This window comes from Lentzea sp. NPDC051838, from assembly GCF_040681245.1.
Taxonomy (GTDB): domain Bacteria; phylum Actinomycetota; class Actinomycetes; order Mycobacteriales; family Pseudonocardiaceae; genus Lentzea.
In genome coordinates this window covers 105137-123553 of the sequence record NZ_JBFAYI010000014.1, presented here as the reverse complement: position 1 = coordinate 123553, position 18417 = coordinate 105137, and the positions used below count along the sequence as shown (strand labels likewise).

18 protein-coding genes are annotated in these 18417 nt (G+C 69.0%); 10 read left to right on the top strand and 8 right to left on the bottom strand.

Features of this window, described 5'->3' with window-relative positions:
* Nucleotides 1-17: 17 nt before the first annotated feature.
* Entirely contained in the window at nucleotides 18-2498 is a 2481-nt protein-coding gene (locus AB0M24_RS27545) for a DNA topoisomerase (ATP-hydrolyzing) (protein ID WP_363773805.1), read from the top strand.
* Between the two features lie 65 nt (nucleotides 2499-2563).
* On the opposite strand, the gene AB0M24_RS27540 is transcribed toward AB0M24_RS27545, so the two are convergent.
* Complete coding sequence (locus AB0M24_RS27540) at nucleotides 2564-3706, bottom strand: ankyrin repeat domain-containing protein (protein WP_363773802.1); 1143 nt, start codon at nucleotides 3704-3706, stop codon at nucleotides 2564-2566.
* 60 nt (nucleotides 3707-3766) lie between these two features.
* Here AB0M24_RS27540 and AB0M24_RS27535 point away from each other — a divergent pair, with 60 nt between their 5' ends.
* Both AB0M24_RS27535 and AB0M24_RS27530 read left to right on the top strand, forming a co-directional pair.
* Nucleotides 3767-4210 carry a VOC family protein gene (locus tag AB0M24_RS27535; RefSeq protein ID WP_363773800.1) on the top strand — a complete coding sequence of 148 codons (444 nt, stop codon included), beginning with the start codon at nucleotides 3767-3769 and terminating at the stop codon, nucleotides 4208-4210.
* Between the two features lie 9 nt (nucleotides 4211-4219).
* Nucleotides 4220-4552, top strand: a complete 333-nt coding sequence (locus tag AB0M24_RS27530; protein WP_363773797.1) for a hypothetical protein — start codon at nucleotides 4220-4222, stop codon at nucleotides 4550-4552.
* On the opposite strand, the gene AB0M24_RS27525 is transcribed toward AB0M24_RS27530, so the two are convergent.
* Nucleotides 4549-5262 (bottom strand): type 1 glutamine amidotransferase domain-containing protein, encoded by a 714-nt coding sequence (locus AB0M24_RS27525; protein WP_363773794.1) that lies wholly within the window; start codon nucleotides 5260-5262, stop codon nucleotides 4549-4551. The genes AB0M24_RS27530 and AB0M24_RS27525 overlap by 4 nt on opposite strands.
* Nucleotides 5263-5355: 93 nt before the next feature.
* On the opposite strand from AB0M24_RS27525, the gene AB0M24_RS27520 reads away from it, so the two are divergent.
* From AB0M24_RS27520 to AB0M24_RS27510, 3 genes are all read left to right on the top strand, one after another.
* Nucleotides 5356-6171, top strand: a complete 816-nt coding sequence (locus tag AB0M24_RS27520) for a sugar phosphate isomerase/epimerase (protein WP_363773791.1) — start codon at nucleotides 5356-5358, stop codon at nucleotides 6169-6171.
* Between the two features lie 111 nt (nucleotides 6172-6282).
* Nucleotides 6283-8793, top strand: coding sequence for a glycosyltransferase (locus AB0M24_RS27515; protein ID WP_363773788.1), 2511 nt, complete (start codon nucleotides 6283-6285; stop codon nucleotides 8791-8793).
* Nucleotides 8793-10178, top strand: a complete 1386-nt coding sequence (locus tag AB0M24_RS27510; RefSeq protein WP_363773785.1) for a radical SAM protein — start codon at nucleotides 8793-8795, stop codon at nucleotides 10176-10178. The genes AB0M24_RS27515 and AB0M24_RS27510 overlap by 1 nt, the downstream gene beginning before the upstream one ends.
* A gap of 17 nt (nucleotides 10179-10195) precedes the next feature.
* On the opposite strand, the gene AB0M24_RS27505 is transcribed toward AB0M24_RS27510, so the two are convergent.
* The 4 genes from AB0M24_RS27505 to AB0M24_RS27490 form a co-directional block, all read right to left on the bottom strand.
* Nucleotides 10196-10957 carry an MHYT domain-containing protein gene (locus tag AB0M24_RS27505; protein WP_363774004.1) on the bottom strand — a complete coding sequence of 254 codons (762 nt, stop codon included), beginning with the start codon at nucleotides 10955-10957 and terminating at the stop codon, nucleotides 10196-10198.
* A gap of 128 nt (nucleotides 10958-11085) precedes the next feature.
* Nucleotides 11086-11208, bottom strand: a complete 123-nt coding sequence (locus AB0M24_RS27500; protein ID WP_363773782.1) for a hypothetical protein — start codon at nucleotides 11206-11208, stop codon at nucleotides 11086-11088.
* A 26-nt stretch (nucleotides 11209-11234) separates the two neighbouring features.
* Nucleotides 11235-11615, bottom strand: a complete 381-nt coding sequence (locus AB0M24_RS27495; protein ID WP_363773779.1) for a cysteine/serine endopeptidase inhibitor — start codon at nucleotides 11613-11615, stop codon at nucleotides 11235-11237.
* Between the two features lie 67 nt (nucleotides 11616-11682).
* Nucleotides 11683-12234: a DivIVA domain-containing protein gene (locus AB0M24_RS27490; protein WP_363773776.1), complete on the bottom strand. Its 552-nt coding sequence runs from the start codon at nucleotides 12232-12234 to the stop codon at nucleotides 11683-11685.
* 96 nt (nucleotides 12235-12330) lie between these two features.
* Between AB0M24_RS27490 and AB0M24_RS27485 the strand changes: the two genes are divergently transcribed.
* The 4 genes from AB0M24_RS27485 to AB0M24_RS27470 all read left to right on the top strand — a co-directional run bounded on the left by AB0M24_RS27485 (nucleotide 12331) and on the right by AB0M24_RS27470 (nucleotide 16884).
* Complete coding sequence (locus AB0M24_RS27485; protein WP_363773773.1) at nucleotides 12331-12699, top strand: YchJ family metal-binding protein; 369 nt, start codon at nucleotides 12331-12333, stop codon at nucleotides 12697-12699.
* Nucleotides 12696-13385: a hypothetical protein gene (locus AB0M24_RS27480; protein WP_363773770.1), complete on the top strand. Its 690-nt coding sequence runs from the start codon at nucleotides 12696-12698 to the stop codon at nucleotides 13383-13385. Before AB0M24_RS27485 ends, AB0M24_RS27480 begins: the two co-directional genes overlap by 4 nt.
* Before the next feature lie 188 nt (nucleotides 13386-13573).
* A complete protein-coding gene (locus AB0M24_RS27475; protein WP_363773767.1) occupies nucleotides 13574-15985 on the top strand; it encodes a hypothetical protein in 2412 nt (803 codons plus the stop codon).
* A gap of 98 nt (nucleotides 15986-16083) precedes the next feature.
* A complete protein-coding gene (locus tag AB0M24_RS27470) occupies nucleotides 16084-16884 on the top strand; it encodes a carboxylesterase family protein (RefSeq protein ID WP_363773764.1) in 801 nt (266 codons plus the stop codon).
* Here the strand turns inward: AB0M24_RS27470 and AB0M24_RS27465 are convergent.
* On the bottom strand, nucleotides 16868-17866 hold the full coding sequence (locus AB0M24_RS27465; protein ID WP_363773762.1) for a GDSL-type esterase/lipase family protein: 999 nt from the start codon (nucleotides 17864-17866) through the stop codon (nucleotides 16868-16870). The genes AB0M24_RS27470 and AB0M24_RS27465 overlap by 17 nt on opposite strands.
* Before the next feature lie 22 nt (nucleotides 17867-17888).
* Nucleotides 17889-18323, bottom strand: a complete 435-nt coding sequence (locus tag AB0M24_RS27460) for a hypothetical protein (protein WP_363773759.1) — start codon at nucleotides 18321-18323, stop codon at nucleotides 17889-17891.
* Between the last annotated feature and the right edge of the window lie 94 nt (nucleotides 18324-18417).

The following is an 18417-nucleotide window of genomic DNA, read 5'->3' as shown; positions in this document are numbered from 1 at the left end:
AAGGAAAGAGTCAAGAAGTGGCACGCCGCAAGGGACCCACGACCAAGGTCGACCCCGCCGCGTTCGACAGCGCCGGTGCGACGGTTCTCGACAACTCGCTGAAGACGGAGATCGAGGACTCCTACCTGGAGTACGCGTACTCGGTCATCCACTCGCGGGCTCTGCCGGACGCGCGGGACGGCCTCAAGCCGGTGCACCGCCGCATCCTGTTCTCGATGCACGAGCAGGGGTACCGGCCCACGCACGCCTATGTGAAGTCGGCGCGCGTGACGGGCGACACAATGGGCAAGTACCACCCGCACGGTGACACGGCGATCTACGACGCGTTGGTCCGCCTCGCGCAGGACTTCAGCCTCAACGAGCCGCTCATCGACGGGCACGGCAACTTCGGCAGCCCGGACGACGGACCGGCCGCCGCGCGGTACACCGAGTGCCGGATGTCCCAGGTCGCCATGCAGCTCGTCGGCGAGCTCAACGAGGACACCGTCGACTTCCGGCCGAACTACGACGGCAGCCTGGAAGAGCCGTCGGTGCTGCCGGCGGCGTTCCCGAACCTGCTGGTCAACGGCACGTCGGGCATCGCGGTCGGCATGGCCACGAACATGATTCCGCACAACCTCCGCGAGGTGGTCGGGGCGGCGCGGTGGCTGATCTCGCACCCGGACGCGAGCCTCGACAAGCTCATGGAGTTCGTGCCGGGGCCCGACCTGCCGACCGGCGGCATCCTGCTGGGCCTCGACGAGGTCCGGAAGGCGTACGAGACCGGGCGCGGTGTGGTCAGGATGCGCGCGAAGGTCGAGATCGGCCTGCTCGAGGGCAGCAGGGGCCGGCAGGCGATCACGGTGACGCAGCTGCCGTACGGCGTGGGTGCCGAGCGGATCGTCGAGAAGATCACCGACGAGGTCAACAAGTCCAAGCGCCTCACCGGCATCGCGGACGTCAAGGACCTCACCGACCGCGAGAACGGCATCCGGCTCGTCATCGAGTGCAAGGTCGGCGTGAACCCGCAGGCGCTGCTCGCGGACCTCTACCGCCTGACGCCGATGGAGCAGTCGTTCGGCATCAACAACCTGGTGCTGGTCGACGGGCAGCCGCAGACGCTCGGCCTCAAGGAGCTGCTGGAGGTCTTCCTCCGGCACCGCTACGACGTGGTCACGCGGCGCACGAAGTTCCGCCGCCGCAAGCGCGAGGAGCGCCTGCACCTGGTCGAGGGCCTGCTGCTGGCCCTGCTCGACATCGACAAGGTCATCAAGCTCATCCGCAACAGCGAGAACGCGGCCTCCGCCAAGGACGGCCTGATGAAGCAGTTCAAGCTGTCGGAGATCCAGGCGTCGTACATCCTCGACACGCCGCTGCGCCGCCTCACCAAGTACGACAAGCTCGAGCTCGAGAACGAGCAGGACAAGCTGCGCGCGGAGATCGCCGAGCTGACCGCGATCCTCGACGACGAGAACGTGCTGAAGAAGCTCGTGTCCCAGGAGCTGGCCACGGTCGCCAAGGAGCTCGGCGGCGACCGTCGCACCAGCCTCATCGACGGTGACCTCAAGGAGGTGCTGGCGGCGTCCAAGCCTGCGGGGCCGCTGGAGGTCGCCGACGACCCGTGCCAGGTCATCCTCAGCGCCACCGGGCTCGTCGCGCGCACCGCGGCCGAGTCGGAGGAGGTGTCGGAGGGCAAGCGCCGGGCCGGTCGCGTGAAGCACGACGCCGTGTCGGCCGTGGTGCACTCCACCGCGCGCGGGCAGATCGTCCTGCTCACGAACCTCGGCCGCGCGTTCAAGACCGACGTGCTGCCGTTGCCGGTGCTGCCCGAGCAGAACGGCACGGTGTCGCTGAGCGGCGGCATGGCGGCGTCGGAGCTGGTGCCGTTGGACAAGGGCGAGAAGGTCATCGGCATCGTGCCGCTCGATCCCGGGGAGTCGCCCGGTATCGCGCTCGGCACGAAGCTCGGCACGGTCAAGGTGTGCGCGCCGGAGTGGCCGGTGCGGTCGGACGAGTTCGAGGTCATCACGCTCAAGGAGGGCGACGAGGTCGTCGGCGCCACCTGGCTCACCGATGGCAGCGAGACGCTCGTGTTCGTGAGTTCGGACTCGTCGTTGCTGCGCTACGACGCGAAGCTGGTGCGGCCGCAGGGCCTCAAGGGCGGCGGCATGGCGGGCATCAACCTCAGCGGTGACGCGCACGTGGTGTTCTTCGCGGCGATCCGCACGGACGACGACGAGCACGGCGAGCCGATGGTCGTCACGTCGTCCGGGCAGAGCGTCAAGGTCACGCCGTTCAGCGAGTACCCGGCGAAGGGCCGCGCCACGGGTGGTGTGCGGTCGCAGCGGTTCCTCAAGGGGGAGTCGCACCTGGTGCTCGCGTGGATCGGGTCGCGCCCGGCCGGTGCGGACCTGAAGGGTGCGCCGGTCGAGCTGCCGGACGTCGACAACCGGCGCGACGGCTCAGGCCACGCGCATCCCGGTCCGGACGTGATCGGGCACCTGATCGAACGCGACTAGGCGACTCGGCGCGGCCGGGCTGTCCCAGCTCGGCCGCACCGCGTCGGCGCCTTCGTCGTACCGGGTCAGGGTGCGGCCGGCGGAAGGTCCATGATTCCGGTGGCTTGCGACCAGACACAACGCCACGTGCCGCCGTCATTGGTGTAGACGTCGGTGTGCCAGGCCTCGTGCCTCGGGATGTCCGCGCCGTGGACGGTGAGTTCGATGAAGCACCGGTAGCGGAGGACGACGAGGTCGGTGCCGACGATGGCGTCCACGTCGCCGATCAGCTCCAGTTCCCGGTAGGCGACCCGCCCGGTGGTGAGGAGATCCAGGTAGTCAGTCTTCGTCCACACGGCGCCGGTCGGGTTGCACAACCGGTACTCCGGGGCGTGCAGGCGGTCGTAGGTGTCGCGATCCACGTCGAGGAGACATCGGATCCGCTCCTGCTCGGCCTTGATCACTTGGCTGGCCACGTCGTCGGTCATACCGCTCCTGTTCATCTGTGCCGGGCCGAGCTCTGCCGCGCTCTTGCCTCCCCGGCTCCGCAGCCACCCCGCGAGGTCCTCGAAGCCGTTGCGCAGCGCCGCGTCGAGAGGCGTCAGCTGTTCCCAGTCCGGGAGCGCGTTCAGGTTCGCGCCCCGGTCGATCAGCAGTTCGGCGCACTCGCGTTGACCGCCGTGGCACGCGTTCCAGAACGCGTCGTGGACGTCGCCGCCTGGAAGCAGCCGTTCGACCTGGTCGCTCAAACCGAGGGCGGCGGCGTCGTTCAGCGTGACCGTGGCGCCGCGTTCGACGAGGCGGTGCGCCGCGTCCCACTGCGCGAACACCCGTGCGTCCCACAGCGCCGGGCCTCCGCCGATCACCGCGCCGTCCGCGTCGATGTCCGCTCCGGCGTCGAGCAGCGCGTCGAGCACCGCGACGTCGTTGCAGCTGGCCGCCCAGTGCAGCGGAGTCTCCCTGTGTGTGTTCAGGCCGGGCGGTCCCTCGAACCGCGCGTTGACGTCCGCTCCGGCCTCGATCAGGGCGGCCGCGGTCCGCGCCCCGTCCGGGAACCCCGCGGGCCAGTCCGTCAGCACGTGCAGCAGGGTGCGCCCGCAGCCGCGGTCGTCCGTGATCCGCGCGGTCGCCAGACCGGCGTTGTCCGCCAGCAGCCGGCGCAACGCCGTGATGTCGCCGGTGTGGATGGCTGACGTCACGGTGATCGCCAGCGGCTCGTCATTCCGCATTGCCGCACAGTACGTCGGTTCCCGGACGTAGCATCCCCGAAAAGGACCTTGGGGAGTCTGATGACGTTCGCGAAGCGCTTCGACCACGTCGGCATCACCGTCGCCGATCTCGACGCCGCCACGGCCTTCTTCGTCGGCCTCGGCTTGAAAGCCGGCGAGAAGATGCCGGTCGAGGGCGAGTTCCTGGACACGGTGATCGGCATGTCCGGTGCCCGCGTCGAGATCGTCATGCTGCACGCTCCCGCGGGTGGCACGACGCTGGAGCTGTCGAGCTTCACGCGGCCGGATCACCTGCCGGGTTCGCCTGCCGCGCCGGCCAACGAGCTGGGCCTGCGCAACGTCGCCTTCGAGGTGCACGACCTCCAGGCCGCGGTCGACCACGCGGCGGCCCAGGGCTACGGCCTGGTGGGAGGCATCGGCGAGTACGAGGGTGTGTGGCGCATGGCTTATGTGCGCGGGCCCGAGGGAATCATCGTGTCGTTGGCCGAGCAGATCGCGAAGTAGGGGGACTTCATGAGCGTGACGGACGAACAGATCCAGGCACTCGCCGCGACCGCGCAGCCGTACAGCCTGACGATCCTGCGGTGGACGCCGGAGCGGGGCATGGACGGCGCCGCGGCGATCGAGCTCGAACACCAGCGCCGCATGGTGTCGATGCGGGCCGAGGGCGTGATCGCGGTGTTGTGCCCGGTCCTGGCAGACGACGTCGCCGGCGTCGCGATCATGACCGTGCCCGCCGAGGAGGCCCGAGAGATCATGGCCGCGGACCCCTGCGTGCGGGCCGGGATGATGCGCAGCGAGGTGCGGCCGTGCCTCGGCTTCCCCGGAGACGCGCTGCCCGCCTAGTCAGCGAGCAGGTCCAGGAACGTGCGGGTGAACAGGTAGGCGTCACCTGGCCAGCGCGCCGACACGTAGTTGCCGTCGCGCACGACGAACGCCGGCGTGTCGTCGGTGGCCGTGCCGCGGCGGGACAGCTCGATCGGGCCGCGTTCGAACGTCGCCCCGGCCGCGACGACCTCGTCCTGCACGTAGGCGGGGTAGGTGCGGTAGTAGCGGCCCCGGCGCCACGCGGTGAGGAAGTACGCCGACTGCTCCATGTACTTCGGGAGGCAGGTGGTGCGCCGGCCGGCGAGCACGTCTGCCCTGGCGAGCACCAGCACGCCGTGGCAGATCGCGCCGACGGGGCGTTCGAGGGGGCAGAACTCGGCGACCTTGGCCTGCAGGGCCTCAGACCCGAGGTACTGGCGCATCCCCGGAGCGTGTCCTCCGGGCAGCACCAGGCCGTCGAACGTCGCCGGGTCCACCGCGGCCCAGGCGATCGGCGCGCGGTACTCGGGCGACGAGGTCATCTCCGCGTAGAAGCGCTTCGGCTCCGGCTCGGCTCCCAGCTGTCCGAACAGGACACCGGTGAGCAGCAACGGGTCTGCCTGAGGTGGGCCTTCGCCGGTCTCCGTCGCGAAGACCACCTCGTGGCCCGCGTCGGTGAGCAGCCGCCAGGGCACCGCGACCTCGGTGACGTCGAAGTCTCGGTCGGGAAGGGGAATCAGCACGCGCACACCGGTGATTCTGGCACCAGCGACCGGGAGCAAACCCGGTCGCCGCGGGTCTGGGGGAGATCGAACCGGGATCGCTACGTTCGGAGCATGTCGGTGAGTCGTCGTTCCCTGCTGATGTCGCCCGCGCTCATGGTCCTTCCGTCGCACAGAAAGCCGGCGCCGATCGCGTTGCAGATGTGGTCGTTGCACGAGCAGGCCGAGAAGGACCTGCTGGGAGTGCTGGGAAAAGTCGCGGAGATCGGGTATGTCGCGATTGAGAGCTATGAGCTGTACGGGAACTCGCCGAAGGTGGTGAAGGCGCGCCTGGACGCGCTCGGGCTCGGGTTGTGCAGCTCGCACGCGCCGTTCCCGTCGGGGCCGGACGCGACCGAGATCCTCGACCAGCAGGCGGAGCTCGGTGCGCGGACCCTGGTGTGGAGCCTGGAGCCGGAGGAGTTCGACTCGGTCGACGCGATCAAGCGCGGTGCCGAGCGGATCAACAAGGCCGTGGTGAACGCGCGCCGGTACGGGATGCGGATCGGGTACCACAACCACTTCGCGGAGTTCCGGAAGGTGTTCGGCGGGCGCAAGGCCTATGACGTCCTGTTGCGCGAGCTGGACCCGGCGGTCGTCCTGGAGCTCGACACGTACTGGGCGAAGGTCGGTGGCGTCGACCCGGCGAAAGTGCTCGCGTCGCTGGGCAAGCGCGTCGAGTACATCCACATCAAGGACGGGCCCGCGAAGGGCATGGACGACTACATGGTCCCGTACGGCACGGGCGTGATCGACGTGCCGGGAGTGGCCCGCGCGAACCCGTCCGTCAAGTGGAACATCGTCGAGATGGACCGCTCGCACCACGAGATGTTCTGGCTGCTGCGCAACTGCTACGACTACCTCGTGAGCAGGGGGTTGGCGACCGGACGACGCTGAACTTCCTGACGGGCCAACAGCTCTCCCGCGCCGTATTGAGACGCGATCGGTCGGGAGAGCGCTTACATGCTACGTTCGGTGACGAATGGATCACTCGGAGCGGAGCGGCCCATGTCAGTGCTTTGGGGTGTCTCGTTCGACGCCACGGCCATGTCCGGTGTGGTGGTGGAGTTCCTCAAGACCGCCAAGACGTTCTCCGACCGGGGTTACGAGGTTCATCTCGACCTCGGCTACGACGTCAAGGCCGACAAGGGCCGGTTCTTCCAGCCCTACCGGCACGAACGGGTGCCGGACTGGGTGACGCTCGACCGCGTGGACGGCATCGCGCGCGTCGAGGGCTACGACCAGGAGTTCGTCGAAGCGACGCTGCGGGCCGTCGGGCGGGACGAGCAGGTGGACACCGAGCGCGTCACCGCCGGGCTCGCGGCCGCGATCGTGCGCACCTGGGAGAATCGCGGCGTCACGCTGGTCGTCGTCGAGAACGGCACGTTGCCGGAGAACGTCGCGTACACGAAAGCCTTGTACAGGGCGATTTCCGACTACGGGGCGAGGCACGGCCTCGGCCGGTTCGTGCTGTGGCGCGACCACGACCTGATGTGGCAGAGCGAGCCGGCCAAGTACGGCAGTTTTCCTTATCCCGCAACGCCTCCGATGGTGAACTCGCCGCACGTCCACTACTTCGCGCTGCACGAGGAGGCCAAGCGGCGGACCCTGGAGTGGATGCCGCGGCTCGAGAACCTGGACGTGCTGCCGAACACCTTCACCACGCCCAGTCGTCCCGGGCGGGCCGATTTCCGCGACCACTACGGTCTTCCACCCGACGCGAAGATCATCGCCAGGTGTACCAGGATCATCCCGCAGAAGCGGATCGACCGAGATCTGCACCTGCTCAAGCACCTTCCCGGTACCTGGTTGTTCGTCGCGGGTGACGTCGAGGAGGACCCGGAGGAGACCGGCAGGCTTCGTGCGCTCGCGGACGAGCTGCAGGTGCCCGTTGTCTTCGGCGGGATGCTGGAGCCGTGCGAGTCGGCGGGGGAGGGCTTCTCGGTGCGCGACCTGCTGGCGCACGCCGACGTCGTGTCGTTCCTGACGTCGTACGACTACGAGAGCTACGGCAACCCGATCAGCGAGGCGATCGCGGCGGGAGTGCCGTACATCGCGAGCCGCTATGCCTTGTACGACATGGTGTACGCGGGGTTCGAAGCACCTGTTCTGGAGATCTTGGAGCACGACCTGCCGACGCCGGAGTTCGCCCGGCAGGTGCACGACCTCATGACGAACGCGGAGAGGCGGGCGGAAGTGGTGACGCACAACCAACGGCTCGGCAGGCACAGCCGCGCGACCGCGAACGAGCTGGTGAACACGCTCTTCCCGCCCGCGATGGGCGAGCATGTGCGGCTCAGCGTGGTGCTGCCCGTGTTCAACGAGGCCGCGAACATCGAGGACGTGCTGCGGTCGCTGCACGGTCAGGACGACATCGATCCGTCGATGTACGAGATCGTGTTGGTGGACAACAACTCCACCGACGAGACGGTGGCGCTGGCACGCGCGTTCGCCGAGTCGTCCGAGGTGGACGTGCACGTCATCAGCGAGCCCGAGCAGGGTGTCGCGTGCGCGCGCCGGACGGGCATGGAGTTCGCGGCACGACGCAGCCGCCACCGCGAGGATCCCGGCGAGCGCTTCTACCTGGTGTCCGCCGACGCGGACTGCCGGGTGGACCGCCGGTGGCTCACCGAGCTGTTCGCGGCGATGGAGAAGGACAAGGCCGCGATCGGTGTCTGCGACTACTACTACAACCCGGAGCACTTCGTCGGCAGGCCGCGGCTGTGGGACGCCATCGACCGCACGCTGCGATGTCGCGCGGTGACGTTCGCGCTGTTCGGCGGTTTCCCGGACGGCAAGGGTTTCGCGGTCGAGCGCGACGCTTACGAGGACGTCGGCGGCATCGAGATCTCCTACCAGCTGCAGCACGGGAAGTTCGTGAACCACCTGTCCGACGACTGGGACTTCGGCATCAAGGTCCGTGGTTCGGGGCACGACATCACCTACGCGCCGCGCTCGAGAGTCGAGATCAACCCCCGGCGCGTCAACCACGCGATCGACGAAGTGATCACCGGCCGCGCCTACGGCAACGACGGCATCATCGTGATGCGCGACATCAGGCCGGAAGCCCCGGCGAAGACCGCCGACCTCACCGAGGCGGAAGCGGTGCAGGCGTGGGAGTTCTCCATCAAGGACTTCACGCCGAAGAACACCATCCTGCCCGTGCTGCTCACACCGTCCTTTCTGGACGATGACGCGGTGGTTGCGTTCCTCGGCGCGGATCTCGCTGCCAGGCTGGGTGCGCGCATCGCGGAGATCAAGGAGGAGATGCGGGTCGTCGACTTCCTCGCGATCCACTCCTACAAGACACCGACCTACCGGCTGTACCTGGAGTTCCGGGACGAGATCTTCGCGCGGCTGCGGACCGCGGTCGGTGAGGACATCGGGTTCCCGCCGCCGCTGCCGGAGTGCTTCGCCGACGTGCCGGAGGACAGGTTCGCGGAGTTCGTGAAGTACTACTGCGAGGACCGCGAGTCCGGCGAGGCGCACAACTACTTCGGCAACGGGGGTGTGTTCTGATGGAGGGCGAACCTGGGGTGTGGGCGGCGTTGCAGGATCCCGCCAACGCGCACCTGCTCGAGTACGTCACCGAGGACCCGTTCGGGGCGCATGTGTTCCCCGGTGACGTCCCCGGCTACGGCGTGCAGGACTTCCTCGACGACCTGAGCGATCAGCTCGCCGGCACCGCGCCGATCCACCTCTGGTCCTACATCCCCACGTGCGCCTACAAGTGCCGGTTCTGCCAGTACCCGGTCGTGCTGGTCAAGGGCGGGCAGTCCGAGGAGAAGCTGGCGCGGTGGGTCGACTGGAACATCCGGGAAGCCGAGCTGTGGCTCGCACGGGTGCCGGAGCTCGCCAGCGCGCCGGTCGGCGAGTTCAACGTCTTCGGGGGCACACCGTCGTTGCTGCCGGAGCGGGAGATCCGCCGGCTGCTCGGCTTCTACCGGGAGAACTTCGGGTTCACCGAGGACACCACGATCCGGTTCGAGGGCGACCCGAGCACGTTCACCCCGGCGAAGCTGGAGGCGTTGCGGGAGCTCGGCTGCACCAAACTCTCCAGCGGCGTGCAGTCGTTCGACGACGCGGTGCTGCGGGAGTGCGGGCGCGAGCACACGGCGCAGATGTGCGTCGACTTCGTGCGCAACGCCCAGGCGGCCGGTTTCGAGTGGGTCAGCATCGACCTGATGTACGGGCTGCTGGACCAGACCGTCGACAGCGTGCGGCGCGACCTCGACGTCGTGCTGGAGAACGAGGTCACCGCCGTGGTGTGCACCAAGCTGCACCTGAAGCCCTACGCCGAGACGAGGACAGGGGTGGCGGGGGAGCAGCCGGCGCCGTGGCAGCTCCCGGCCTACCGCGACAAGCTCGTCCGCGACGGGCACCGCTGGCCGGACCTGCGCGAGCAGTACCGGATGCGCGAGGTGCTGACCGACGGCCTGCGCGCGGCCGGCTACACCGAGCACCCCACGATGTACTTCGCCCGCGACGGCCTCGGGCCCGAGAAGTGGAAGTCCATCATGGTCGACCAGGACAAGCAGGAGGCCGAGGTGGCGATCGGCCTCGGCGGGAGTTCGAGCTGCCGTTCCTCCGAGGCGATCACGGACGTGAACTGGAAGAACTACGCGCGGTCCGTCGAGGAGGGCACGGTGCCGCTGGGCTCGGCGACCGGGTTCGGTGAGCGGGCGCGGGAGGCACGGGCGGTGAAGATGGCGCTGTCGACCCTGCAGCCCGTGCGCGACGACCTGCACCGCGCCCGGTACGGCCGGTCGCTGCACGACGCGCCGTGGCGGGAGAAGTTCGCGTCTCTGGCGGAGCGCGGACTCGTCACGGTGGACTCCGGAGGGGTCGCATTGACCCCCGACGGCGAGGTGCTGGTGGAGGCGATCATCAACACCGAGCTGTGAGCCGGCGTTCTTTCGGGTCAGCGTTCGGTGCGGCGCAGGACGCGGTCGAGCAGCTCGGCCTCCTCGCGGCCTTCCTCGTCGTTCGACGTGAGCGCGAGCAGGAAGATGATGATCACGCTGAACCCGGCGCCGCCGATGATCAGCGTCGTGATCAGGTCCTGCGAGTTGTCGGCGATCATCGGTGCGCGCGGGTTCACCGTGACCGACATGGCGTGCATGCCGGTGTAGTGCATGCCGGTGACCGCGAGGCCCATCACCAGCGAAGCGCCGAGCACGGCGAGCGGGCTGGTCACCTTCCGCGTGAACCACAGGGCGGCGGTCGCGGCGACCACGGCGATGGCGATGGAGAGCGCCACGATGACGGGGTCGTAGCTGACGTCGGCGTTGGTGACGATGCCCGCCATGCCGGTGTAGTGCATCGCGGCGACGCCGAGGCCCGTGACCAGGCCTCCCGCGCCCAGCGGCCAGAGTGGTTCCTCGTCGCTGCCGTGGTGGCGCAGCGCCAGGACCAGGCCGATCCCGACGACCACGACGGCGACCACCATGCTGAGCAGGGTGATCGGGATGTCGTAGGCGACGCTCACGCCCATCCACGTGCCGAGCATCGCGGTGAAGTGCATTCCCCAGATTCCCAGACCGCCGATCGAGACCGCGGCGACGGAAATCCACCAATTCCGTGACGGTCCGGTCGCATTCCGTGCGCGGCCACTGGACAAGAGGCCGAGGGCAGAGCCCAGGCAGGCAACGAGATACGCGGTGAGCGGTGTGAAGGTCCCCATCTCCATAGGCGGATGGAAGCATTTCTCACCTATGGAGTGCAAGCCTTTCGTCTATCGAATAATCGAATAGCTGAAGGCCGGGCGGAGATTCTTCGGGTATCTCCGCCCGGTCGTCGGTTGGTTTGAGCTCACACGACCTGCGACGCGGCCGGGTCGAGGATGCCGAGGTCCGTGCTGCCGGGCTCGGTGAGCGCGGGCCTGTTCAGGCCGATCTCTTCTCCGCTTGACGGAGGGTGTCGAGCGAACCTCACGTCCACTGTGGACGTGCACTCGGTGCTCAGCCGACGAAATCCCAGGTCACGCCTGACGCGTTGCCCAGGTCGTGGTTCGCCAGGGCGCCGAACGCCGGCTTGCTGAGGTCGAGGTGGGTGCGTGCGCACGACGGGCACATGTCCCGCACCGGCACCGTGATGGTCTTTCCCTTGTACGTGACCCGGACGGACTTCTTGCAGATCGGGTCCTTGTTCGGGTTCGAGTTCGTGAACCACGACTTGGACACGGCCACGAGCATCTGCGTTTTCGCGTTGATCTGCGTGCCGCAGGCGCCATAACCGCTGTCGTCGTACCAGGTCATGTTCCCGTTCTGCGCGGCAGACGCCGAGCCGAACCCCAGGAAGAAGAAGGCCAGGAGTGCCGACAAGACTGCAGTGAATCGCATGGGTTCCCTCGTGCTAAGGGCGGCGGGGGCTGTCCCAAACGATCCAGATTAAGTTCTGGGGATATCCCTAGTCGATTCTTGCGCCATGCACCTTCGCTTCTGCGATAATGCGCTCCGCCTCGTCGATGGCGACATTGCGCAATTCCGCGAGGGCTCGCATCGCTTCCGCTCGGCGTGCCGACATGGCGAGCCGGAAGTCCTCGCGAATCTCCTCGCGCTTGGCCGCCGCCTCCTCGTCGAGCTTGCGGGCGCGCTGTTCGGCCTCGCCCACGATCATCAGGGCCTTGAGCTGGGCGTCCCTGATGACGTCACGACGTTCTTCCTCGGCCAGCGCGACCATGCGGGCGAGCCGTTCCGGCAGGCCCTTCGGGTCGATCGGGGTCAGGCAGATGCGGTGCAGGCCGTCCTGCAACCCCGCGTTCTCCTCCTGAACCGACATCAACCTGCTGGCCAGGGCGTCGGCACGCGCTTCTGACGCGTCCCTGTCCGCGGTGACCAGGCGAAGCTCGGCCTCCAGCTCGGCGACGTAGTCGTCCACCTCGTCGCGGTCGTAGCCGCGCCACCTCAACCCGAACCACGTGCGCAGCGGTACGAGCTCAGTCCTGCTCTCGACACTCACCTGACGTCTCCTCTGCCTCCCGCGAGTCAGTCTTGACAAGGTGTACGTACGGGGCGTGCCATCGGTTCTAACGGGTTCACCAGGCACAATGTCGGCGTGAACAACAAACTGTGCCCCTGCGGTACCGGCCAGTCCTATGTGGACTGTTGCGGTGCGCTGCACTCCGGGGCCCGCACCGCGGCCACCGCCGAGCAGCTGATGCGGTCGCGTTACAGCGCTTTCGCCGTGTCCGATGAGGACTACCTGCTGCGCACGTGGGCAGCGAAACACCGCCCCGCGAGCGCCGGGATCGACGCGACCGACCGCTGGTTGAAGCTCGAAATTCTGGCAACGGAAAACGGCGGGTTGTTGCAGAGCGAAGGAGTTGTGGAGTTCCGCGCGCACTACGTCGGGGGCGTCGTGCACGAGCGGAGCCGGTTCGTCCGGGAGAACGGTCAGTGGGTCTACGCGGAGGCGCTGTCGTGAGCTCTGCTGTGCACACCGTGAAGGTCGCGAGCCGCTTCAACGGGCCGCCCGGGATGGGCAACGGCGGCTATTCCGCCGGTCTGCTCGCCGCGCACGTCGACTCGGCGGCGGTCAGTGTCCGTTTGCGCAAGCCCGTGCCGCTCGACCGCGAGATGGAGGTTCGCGGAGGTGACCTGTTCGACGGTGACCTGCTGATCGCGTCCGCCGAGCCCGCCACGCTCGATCTGGACGTTCCCGCTGTTCCGACGCTGGACGAGGCGCGCGAGGCCGCCGCGAAGGTGCCGTGGCGGGGGAAGCACCCGTTCCCGACGTGTTTCGGTTGTGGTCCCGGTCGGGAGGACGGGATCGCGGCGCTGCTCGGGCCGCTGGACGGGCGTCCCGAGTGGGCCGGCGTGTGGCGGCCGACCGACCTGCTGCCGAACGACGGCGTGAGCGTGCTGCCGGAGATCGTCTGGGCCGCGCTGGACTGCCCGTCGGCACAGCCCGTGGCGCCCGACGGCGGTCCGGCGTTCGTGCTGGGCACTTTCGTCGCCCAAGTGGAGCAGCCGGTGGAACTGGGCGTGGACCACGTGCTCCTCGCGTGGGAACTTGGCCGGGATGGACGCAAGGCCTACTCGGCGTCAGTCATCATCGGCCCTCACGGAGTGTGCGGACGAGCGCGCGCCGTGTGGGTCTCGATCGGATGAGATCAAATAACCCGACTGGGTGACATGAGTGCGTCGCGCCTTGATAGCGTGCACGACCGTTGCCCGATTAAGCCGAAAGGGCGAGTGAACGGGATGGCACGGAGGTGATCAGGCGCTTGATGGGCCGACGTGCCGCCGCCCATGGCGACCAAAAAACACAGACCCGGAGTTCACAGGCCTCGAATCCTGTGACGAACACGGATCTGTTCCCCGTCGAGCAGCCCCCGGCAGCGGTGGCGGCAGCGCCGCCGCCGGAGCCGTTGCCGCAACGAACGCCGTTCGCGGCGAACTTCGTCGGCGCGACGCTCGTGGTGTCCGCACCGGAAGGGCCGAGTCAGGCCGCTTCCGGGCTCGCGCGCACGCTGCCGGTCGACCGCGGCAGGACCGTGGTCGTCGTCGACTTCCCCGCCGGTGACCAGAGCACCTTCTGGCCGCACGTGGTGACCGCGCTCGGCGGCCGCGGGCCGATCCGGCTCGCCGTGTCGCACGCGGGCACCATGCGGCCCACCGCGCCCGCGCAGTGGCTCGCCGAGCAGCTGCAGAGCGAGGTCGTGGCGCCGGACGGCGTGCTGACCACCGTGCCGGGTGCCGCGTTCGTCGTAGGAACCCAGGGCTACGGCAGCTGGGTGCGGTTCCAGCCGAACGCGTCGCCGATGCCGTTCGGCCGCCGGTTCCCGGTGCCGCAGTGGGAGGCGATGGACCCGAACTCGCCGTGGCCGACGGGCGAGATCGGCATCTCCGAGCCGATTCCTGCCGGTCTGTGGCTGCGTGCGCAGACGCCGCCGTTCGACCCGGCCGCGCAGGACGCGCGGCCGATCGTGGCGCTGCCGTGCCGCGACAACGTGCTGACCGTCGTCGTCGGCGGGCCTGGCCAGTCGGCGATCCCGACCGACGAGGTGTGCCGGCTGCTGACCGCGCTGCCCCAGGCGGCCCGGTCTCGCGTGCGGCTCGTCCCGTACGGCATCGACACGTCGCTCGGCCGGCTCGTCGCGGATCAGCTGGGCGAGCCGATCGCGATGTTCACCGGTCTGCCGGTGGGCAACCTGCGTTCGGGCGGACCCGCGGTGATCGCGGTCGACCCGCGCGGGCAGCAGACGTGGCGGCCGTTCGTGACCGAGGTGATGTGTTCGCCGCACGAGCCCGTGCCTGTTGTGTCCGGGTATCGCGCGCCGGTTGCCGGTCTCACCGAGGTCGAGTCCGGGGTGTTCTCCCTCGGCGACGGGGTCGTGCTGGAGGTCGTGCCGTCCGGTCTGTGGGTGCGTGAGCAGGACGAGCCGTACAACGCGGCCGATGTGCGCTCTCAGCCCGTCGACCCGGAGTGGGCGCGTCTGACCGTGGGCACGCCGGGGCGCACCACGCCCGGTGCGGTCGCGGTGCACGGTGCTGCTCTCGTGGAACGCCTTGAGCCCGAGGTGCGCAAGCTGCTGCGGGTCGTGTTCTGCGACTCCAAGGTGTCGGCACCTCCGCCGCCACCGCCGCCCGCTCCGCCTGCCGCGCCGGCCCATGCCATCGCGGAAAGCCCCGCGCCTGCGCCGACGTTCGGCACCCAGACCACCGGCTTCCAGACGAGCGGGAGCGGTTCGCCGACGATCGGGGCGGCGCTGAGCGCTGCCGCGCAGGCGTTGTCGAACCGCGACTCGCCGGGCAACGGCACCGGCTTGTTCGCCGCGAACATCCCGGCCGAGCCCGAGCCCGCCTACGTCCAGCTGCCGCCGTCGGAGACCGCGACCGTCACGGTGTCGTCGCAGATGGTCGCCGACGCGGAGGAGGCGGCGTTCCCGTCCGCCGACCCGGACGCGGCCGCTGTCCGGTTCCGCGTGGACGGTCCGCTGCCGACGCAGCCGCTGGCGTCCTGGGAGCTCCCGGCTCAGAGCAACGGTGAGCGCGAGACCATCCTGCCGGACCACAGCAGCTCGGACATCGAGCGCGACGCCGTCCGCCGGGCTCTGGGCGAGCGTTACGGCGTGCACGCGGCCACCGTGTGCCGCCTGCTGGCCCAGCGTCCTGACGCCGAGGAGGACCCGACGGCGTTCGAGGCCATGGTCACGGACCTGACGGCGTTGCTGGCGTGCGTGTCGCAGGACGAGGAAATGGTCGTCGACACGCTCCGCATGGGTCGTCTCGGCCGCCTGCGTCCGTACGTCGCGTGCATCGTGTCGGGTCTGAACCGCCTGCCGTTGCACAGCGGTGTCGCGGCGGTGTGGGGGCAGAGCGGCCCGACCGGCCCGCGTCGCTACCGCAGCGGCGACGTGCTGGTGGAGCACGGCCTGCTCGACGCCATCGCGAACCCGACCCAGCGCGTCGAGGGCGCCACCGAGTACCTGATCTGGTCGGTCACCGGCCGCAGGGTCGAGGTGGCGGACCGCGTCGCCGTGGCCACCGAGGAACGCGTGGTCTTCCCGCCCGGCACGGCTTTCCGCGTGCTGGCGGTCGCCGACGCCGAGGGCGATCACCCGCAGCAGGTGCTGATGCAGGAGATGGCCGGCGCCGCGGCGGACCAGGAGATCGCGTCCTTGCGGCCCAGCGTGCTCTCGCAGCTCGAACGAGCGGCGGCGAACCTGCGGGTGCTGCCGTCGTACCAGGTGACGGTGGAAGCCTGACCTCGCGATCGAGCGGCCGGCCCGCCGGACCGGCCGCTCCGCACCTCGGCATCCGGTACGCCGAGCCCGCGTCGGGTCCGCTGCGCTTCGAGCCACCCGTGGACTGCGACGGCGAGCCTGCGGGCGCGTTCGGCGACTCCCACACGCTCAACGTGTGGTCCACTGTGGACTCCCTTGGCCCGGTGGTGTTGTGGGTGCACGGCGGGGCGAACACCGTCGGCTCGTCCTCGCAACCCGAGTACGCGGGTGACGTGCTGGCGTCGCTCGGTGTGGTGTTCGTGAGTTGCAACTACCGGCTCGCGGTCGACGGATATGGTGCGGTGGAAGGGTTTCCGCACAACCGAGGGCTGCTCGACGTCGTGTCCGCGTTGAGGTGGATCCAGCGGAACATCGCCCGGTACGGCGGCGATCCGGGCAACGTCACGGTCGCCGGGCAGTCTTCCGGTGCACAGACCGTGGCGTCGTTGATGGTCATGCCTTCCGCTCGTGGCTTGTTCCACCGGGCGATCGTGCACAGTCTGGCCGGTCGGTTCTTCACTCCTGCGGAAGCTGTCGCGGTGCAACGGGCCGCTGAGCCGGATGTCGTGCTGTACCAGCCGATCGTGGACGGTGTTTCGTTGCCGCGGTCGCCGCTGGAAGGCCCGTACGACGTGGATCTGCTCGCGTGCCACACCGCCGACGAGGACGTCGAACTGTTCGTGAAGCCGACGGTGCGGCTGGCGGAGGAGCACGGGCGGGCGTTCCGGTCGGTCTACGCGGGACCGCCGACGCATCACGGCGCGGACGTGCCGTCGATGTTCCGCGGCGACATCGCTTCCGCGTGGGCTTCCTTCGCCCGTGACGGTGATCCCGGCTGGTCTCTCGCGGAAGTGCGGCGCTGGGTCAGCCCTCGGTCGTGAGGCCCAGCGAGCCGTCCAGCTTCGGCAGGCACGCGCCGTCGCGCTTGTCCGTCGCCAGGAAGTCGGTGAGGCAGCGGCCGATCTGCTCGTGACCGAGTGCGTTGGGGTGGAACGACTCCTGCAACGCGTGCGGTGCGCGTTTGCTGTCCTTGAGGCCGTCCCAGTCGACCGTCAGCCTGGTGAACCACTCGTTGCCCGGCTTGCTCACGCACGCCTCGTGGCCCTCGCCGGCCCGGGACAGGTCCAGGAACCGGGCGTTGACCTTCTCCGCGGCGGTGCGCAGGCCGTTCGACAGCTCCGGCACCGCCTCCTCGACGACCCAGTCCAGGTCGGAGCTCCGCAGCGGGCAGCCGGACAGGTTCTGCAGCGAGCGTTGCATCTTCGGCGACACCGGTGCCGCGTACGACTGCACGACCAGCTGGTAGCCCGAGTCCGGGTGGCCCGAGTCGCGCATGGTCTGGCGGATGGCGTTGAGCGTGTTCTCGACCTTGGGAATCATCCTGCGCACGCGCTTCGACCACTCCGGCGCCACCGCCGACGTGCAGTCGCTGCGCTTGCCCCACGCCTCGAAGCACTTGTTGAGCACCTCGGCGAAGTGCGGGTCGTCGTTCGCCCCGATCGCGACGACGATCGCGGTGATCCGGTTCGCCCCGGCGATCTTGCGCAGCTGCGGCAGCTGGTCGTTGCGCAGCTTGTCGGAGTTCGCGCCCGAGCACGCCAGGTTGAACTTCTGGTCGGCCTGGATCTGCGCTTTCATGATCGACGCCTGGGTCGACCGGTGGCACCAGTTGCCGCCGTCCTCGCCGTTCGTGCCGGGCTCGTAACTGCCCGCGCCCTCACCGGACATCGTGCTGTCGCCGAGCGCCACGACCGCGGTTCTGGACTCGCGATCGGGTTCCGAGGGCGGCGGGAACGGGTGGTCGCTCACGATCAGCAGGACCGCGAGCAGGCCGATCACCGCGAGGGGCAGCACTTTCCGCATCGCGCACCAGTTTACCGGCGCCTCAGAAGTGCATCTCGGACCACATGCGCACGCACCGGTAGAGCATCTGCTCCGGGATCAGCACCCACCCCGCCACGACGCCGGCGACGCCGATCGCCGTCCCCCAGACGTTGCGGGACAACAGCGCCGCCACCACACCGAACGGCAGGCTGCAGAACAGGATTCCCCACTGCGTGTGCTTCGTCGCCACGTAGACCAGCGTGGCGGCGGCGAAGCCGACCAGCGAGACCACGAGCCCCCAGAAGACCCGCCACGTCCAGTCGCCGTCGACGACCCAGCACCCGATCGCGATGAAGAGCCCGGTGAGCAGGGCGACGTAGAGCACCACCCCCGGCGCCCATTTCAGCCCGAACGCGAGAGCCAGCAGCCATCCGGAACTGATCAGGCAGAGCACGCCGGCGACCACGGGAAGTCCGATCTGGACAGCGATTCTCACCCGGCCGAGTGTGGCAGTTCGTCGATCGGCGTATGACCGTTTTCGTGGTGGCCGAATGCGAGGGGGATAAGGCGTTGCCGCCACCACCCGTGCT